Source organism: Bittarella massiliensis (ex Durand et al. 2017) (assembly GCF_009876955.1).
GTDB lineage: Bacteria > Bacillota > Clostridia > Oscillospirales > Ruminococcaceae > Bittarella > Bittarella massiliensis.
Map to the genome: position 1 here is coordinate 1 of NZ_WWVY01000039.1, position 4,669 is coordinate 4,669.

Here is a 4,669-nt window from a genome sequence, read left to right on the forward strand (position 1 = left end):
TCTGACCTTTCTTTCGGCTTCTTCTCTTCTCTCAGGTCCGCTCCGTCCCCTCGGGACAGCTTAGTTATATTATCATAGCATCGGCTTCTTGTCAACACTTTTGGGAAAGTTTTTTTACGTCTTTTTTACTCATGATAGATATAGTGTCCTTCGTCCTTTTCGCTACCATATCTGTCTTCTATTTTGCATGCATTTTCCGCTTGCGCACCGGCTTTCTTTATATTACTATATACAGGGAAAGAAAAAGAGCTTTTCCGGGAGGGCGTCTTTGTATGATCCTGACAGTCAATGTGAGCAATTCCAATATTCTGCTGGGTGCTTACCAGGATGACAAGCAGTGTTTTTGTTCCAGTATGCATACCAATCTGTTAAAAAGCGCAGACGAATATGCTGTGCAGTTTGGGTCCGTCTTGTCTCTCTATGGTGCGCAGCCGGAGGATATTTCCGGCGTCATTCTTTCCTGCGTTGTGCCCTCTATGCTGGCCTGTGTCCGCAAGGCGCTGAACCACCTTTACATGGGACGCATCTATGTCGCAGGGCCGGGCCTCAAAACCGGGCTTTCCATCCGGACAGATGATCCCTCCCAGCTTGGCAGCGAACTGGTGTGCAGCGCCATTGCAGTTCTGGCCGACTATCCGCCTCCTTGCGTTATTATCTCTATGGACACCGCCGTTTCCATCACGGCTCTGGACAACCGGGGCGCACTGCGGGGCGGGGCCATTCTGCCGGGTGTAAAGATTGGCGTTGAAGCATTGTGCGCACGTACCGCACAACTACCGCAGATTGATTTGTCCGCTCCCGCTTGCGGGGTTCTGGGCACGAATAGTTCCGCCAGTATGCAGGCTGGCGCGATTTTTGGCACAGCTTCCATGCTGGACGGCATGATTGACCGCTTTGCCCAAGCTTTGGGCGGTACGCCCACCTGCGTTGCCAGCGGAGAGCTTGCTCCCGTAATCCTGCCGCATTGCCTCCATAAGATCTATTATCGTGAGAACCTTGTTCTGGACGGTCTGTATAGGCTCTACCAGAAAAACACAAAATAGAATACATCTTACATGATTTTGGTGTTCCGCTTCTTTATATTACATTATATAGGGGCGTGTACATAAATTAGCTTGCGCTGTATCCGCTTTAGGCGGAACAGCAGTAAAGGAGTACAATATGAAAAGCACAAAAACCACGTATCTTGTCCGCATCGCGCTTCTGATGGCTATTACCATCGTTCTGGCCGCCACACCGTTGGGCTATATTCCCGCCGGAGTGTTGTCCTTCACCATCATGGTACTTCCTGTCGCAATCGGCGGCGTTTTGATGGGGACGCCGGCCGGCCTGATTCTCGGTCTTACCTTTGGTGTAACGAGTTTTATTAAAGCCCCTACGGAGGCTCTGGGGCAGTTGATCTTGAGTTATAGCGGTCTGTTTACTGCGTTTGTCTGTATTGTGCCGCGCGTCTGCGTCGGACTTTTTGCCGGGCTGATGCACAATGTGATGAAAGGCCGCCAAAAGCAGCCCGCCTGGCTGTATCTGCTGGCTGGCGGCGGCTCCTCATTTGTAAACACAGCGCTGTTTGTGGGAATGATCTACCTGTTCTGCCATGGTATCGTAGAAAACGCGTTCGGGCTTGCAATCTGGTCTTCCACACTGCTGGGCGGCGTCGTGGAAATGGCCGCAAACGCCGTACTGACTATGGCTATCGCCAAAGCGCTGGAACGCTTTGTGCGGCCCGCAGCATAAGAATTCCCCCGACGACGCACAAAAAACGTTTCAAACGCTTGCAAAATTGAATTCTTATGATATGATAAATAGTGCCCTCCTTGTAAGGGAGGGCACTATATGAATGTGCGTCTGTAGCTCAGCTTGGATAGAGCGTTCGGCTCCGACAACTCCGACACCCCGCTGGGCGCAGCCGAAAAACCGCATAACAAAGCCATTTTTCAGCATCGCGTTCTCCGGTTTTATGGTAGTCTGACTACTATTTGACCACTTACAACCGAATAGTTGAAATCCGTCTTCGGACGGTTTTCATAGATGTGCGTCCGTAGCTCAGTTGGATAGAGCGTTCGGCTCCGACAACTGTGATATGTTTTCATTTCAACATCGAAGGGCTTGCAAACATGCGGTTTTATCGTGTGTTCAATTCTGTGAAAGCAGTAGCCTGACTACTGTTTGACGACTAAAATTAAATAGCTGAATCCCGTCCTGCATGATCGGTTTTCATACATGTGCGTCTGTAGCTCAGCTTGGATAGAGCGTTCGGCTCCGACCCGGAAGGCCGCTGGTTCGAGTCCAGTCAGGCGCACCAAAATTTGTAAACCCCGAATGATTTGCTGTCATGGTAAATCGTTCGGGGTTCTTTTTAGATTATTATCTCGCTTATGTATCAATCTTCTCGTTACGTGTTGACATTATTTCGGCGCACCGATACTATGTATATAGGTGATATCATGAAACACATCCGATCTATAAATAAGTACGAATGCTGCTTACCGGAATATCTGCAACACGACCTTGATGCTTATAAGGAAGGCTTAAAAAACAATTCTTCCCTAATAGATTGTTTATGGGGCGAATTATATGGCAGCATCAACGCAGCATTGATCAACGATGGTGCCATCACTCCCTTACAAGCTGATTATTTGAGAAAAAAATATCTATGGAAAGATGACACGGAGGACGATAATGGATATCAATGAAATTCTCAGAAAAAAGGCATGACAAAATATCGCCTTTCCGTATTAAGTGGCGTTCCTCATGCTACTCTAAATAATATTTGTAGCGGCCGGTCGCGTATTGAAAAATGCTCAGCCGAAACGCTGTATAAGCTGGCGCAAATTCTGCATGTGACAATAGAGGATTTAATTATTGATTCCATAAAAAGAGTTGAACCTCCGCAAAACGCCATTTCCTTTGAGTTGTTCAAAAGCAACATCTGTCATAGAATAAAAGACAGCGGAGATATCACATTTATTATCGAAACCTTAAAATCTAACGAAATACGGCGATATTACGACAAAAAGCAATATCCTCAGGCCTTCTATTTATTAGCGATGGTAGACTACCTGAGTCGAGAACACAGACTGCCTTTGTATAATGCCTATAACGATATGCGTAAACAAAAACTCGCTGACCCCATATATCCCCAAAGCATTCTCGCCTTGGCGAAAGTTATGGAGGACGATTCAATCCTATCTGATAGCCTTGAAAAAGCCATCCCTGAATTTAGGAGCTTTAACATTGCAGAAAACGAGATATGGAATATCGTTTAATAAAATTGAATTTCACCGCCCCCTCCTCTGTGTTCCATCTATGCTTCCATGGCCGCATATCACCCAGCAAAAGAAAATGGTACCGCTAGGTTATGTTTTCCTAGTGGTACCGTTTTTGCCTCATCAGTGAAGCAAGTTGAGTTCTTCGGTGTACTTTTCCAAATCAAAAGCCTTCCCATCACGCATTGCGTCATATATCTGCCCGACCACAGCAACCGCAATTTTTTCCTTTGCCATAGCCGCAGTGTTGCCAGTGGCCAAAAGCCGATCAAATGTGATTCTGGTGATGGGCGGATTATTTTCCCGGAGCTGTTTCTCAACCACATCAATGAGCAGCTTTTTCAACCGAGGATTTGTCTTTTCTCCCATGAGATCCTCCCTCTTACATACCACCAAAGATTTGTATATTATTCTCAAGTTCCTCTTCCGCAGGAACCATCTGTGGGAAGTCGATACCGTCGATACAGCTTTCATAAAGATAATCCTTTATTTCCGCCATATCTCCGCTTTCATAGTACTTTATCAGCAGCATCGTAAAGTCTCTCTGCTTTTCAATAGGTACAGAAATAATCCCGCAACCTGAGGCAATCATTTCAGCATTCCCAGCTAACATAGCGGTACGTTTATTTCCATCCAAAAACATCTGCTTTCGCATAATATACAGCATAAGGGTTAATGCCCGTTCAGTCGGCTCCGGTATTTCACGGATCCGCAGCAAATCCGCCTTGATTTGAGACTCAATAGGCATCTCTGGCCTCCACGTCGTTCCGCCGATTGTGACCGGAACATTCCGTATAAACCCCGCATTGTAGACCAAATTGTCACCGCCTACCAGACGATTAATCTGACAAACGAAAGAATAATCCACAGGACAGTCCAGACTATCCAGCACAAACTGCCATGCATGCTTTAGATTGTTGACCGCGATGATGTCCTTGACCGACACTCCTGCGACACTCAGCCCGTTAAAAATAGCCTCGGTGTCTGGATATGTTACGGCAAGCCCCTCTAGATGAGCACTCTTCCAAATATAATCCACGATGTTGCGTTTTGCCACAAAGACATTCTGTTCCACAGTCATATGATATTTTGATTGCATCCATGTCACCCCCAGCGAGTTATGTTGAATTCCTGCCCCTTATTTTATCACGGTACGGAGGAAAAGACTAGGTTTTTATAATAGTAAGTTTGTACAAAGGCGCTGACCGATCCAGTTCCCTGAATTTACATCATTTCTCAGCATACAAACCCAATAGACCTCAAAGATAAGGGCTATTGGGCTTGATTTTCTTTTTGCTACAGCCCCATCGCCTCGGCCAGCTTCTCCTGTGCGAGCTTTTTGTTCTTGTCGAAAGCATGGCTGTAAATGTCCAATGTGGTGCTGGGCTGTGCGTGCCCCAGCA

The 4,669-nt window shown here is 46.6% G+C and carries 6 protein-coding genes and 1 tRNA gene; 5 read left to right on the forward strand and 2 right to left on the reverse strand.

Features of this window, described 5'->3' with window-relative positions; all coding sequences use genetic code 11:
* The first annotated feature begins 272 nt into the window (after positions 1 to 272).
* From GT748_RS14855 to GT748_RS14875, 5 genes are all read left to right on the forward strand, one after another.
* Positions 273 to 1,043, forward strand: a complete 771-nt coding sequence (locus GT748_RS14855; RefSeq protein ID WP_009324138.1) for a type III pantothenate kinase — start codon at positions 273 to 275, stop codon at positions 1,041 to 1,043.
* Between the two features lie 118 nt (positions 1,044 to 1,161).
* A complete protein-coding gene (locus tag GT748_RS14860; RefSeq protein WP_009324137.1) occupies positions 1,162 to 1,734 on the forward strand; it encodes an ECF transporter S component in 573 nt (190 codons plus the stop codon).
* Positions 1,735 to 2,224: 490 nt separating this feature from the next.
* Positions 2,225 to 2,302, forward strand: a tRNA-Arg gene (locus tag GT748_RS14865).
* 142 nt (positions 2,303 to 2,444) lie between these two features.
* A complete protein-coding gene (locus GT748_RS14870; RefSeq protein WP_134107005.1) occupies positions 2,445 to 2,693 on the forward strand; it encodes a hypothetical protein in 249 nt (82 codons plus the stop codon).
* Between the two features lie 18 nt (positions 2,694 to 2,711).
* On the forward strand, positions 2,712 to 3,266 hold the full coding sequence (locus GT748_RS14875) for a helix-turn-helix domain-containing protein (RefSeq protein ID WP_134107003.1): 555 nt from the start codon (positions 2,712 to 2,714) through the stop codon (positions 3,264 to 3,266).
* A gap of 123 nt (positions 3,267 to 3,389) precedes the next feature.
* On the opposite strand, the gene GT748_RS14880 is transcribed toward GT748_RS14875, so the two are convergent.
* Both GT748_RS14880 and GT748_RS14885 read right to left on the reverse strand, forming a co-directional pair.
* Positions 3,390 to 3,635 carry a hypothetical protein gene (locus tag GT748_RS14880; protein WP_134107000.1) on the reverse strand — a complete coding sequence of 82 codons (246 nt, stop codon included), beginning with the start codon at positions 3,633 to 3,635 and terminating at the stop codon, positions 3,390 to 3,392.
* 13 nt (positions 3,636 to 3,648) lie between these two features.
* Positions 3,649 to 4,365, reverse strand: coding sequence for a Fic family protein (locus GT748_RS14885; protein WP_117461935.1), 717 nt, complete (start codon positions 4,363 to 4,365; stop codon positions 3,649 to 3,651).
* Between the last annotated feature and the right edge of the window lie 304 nt (positions 4,366 to 4,669).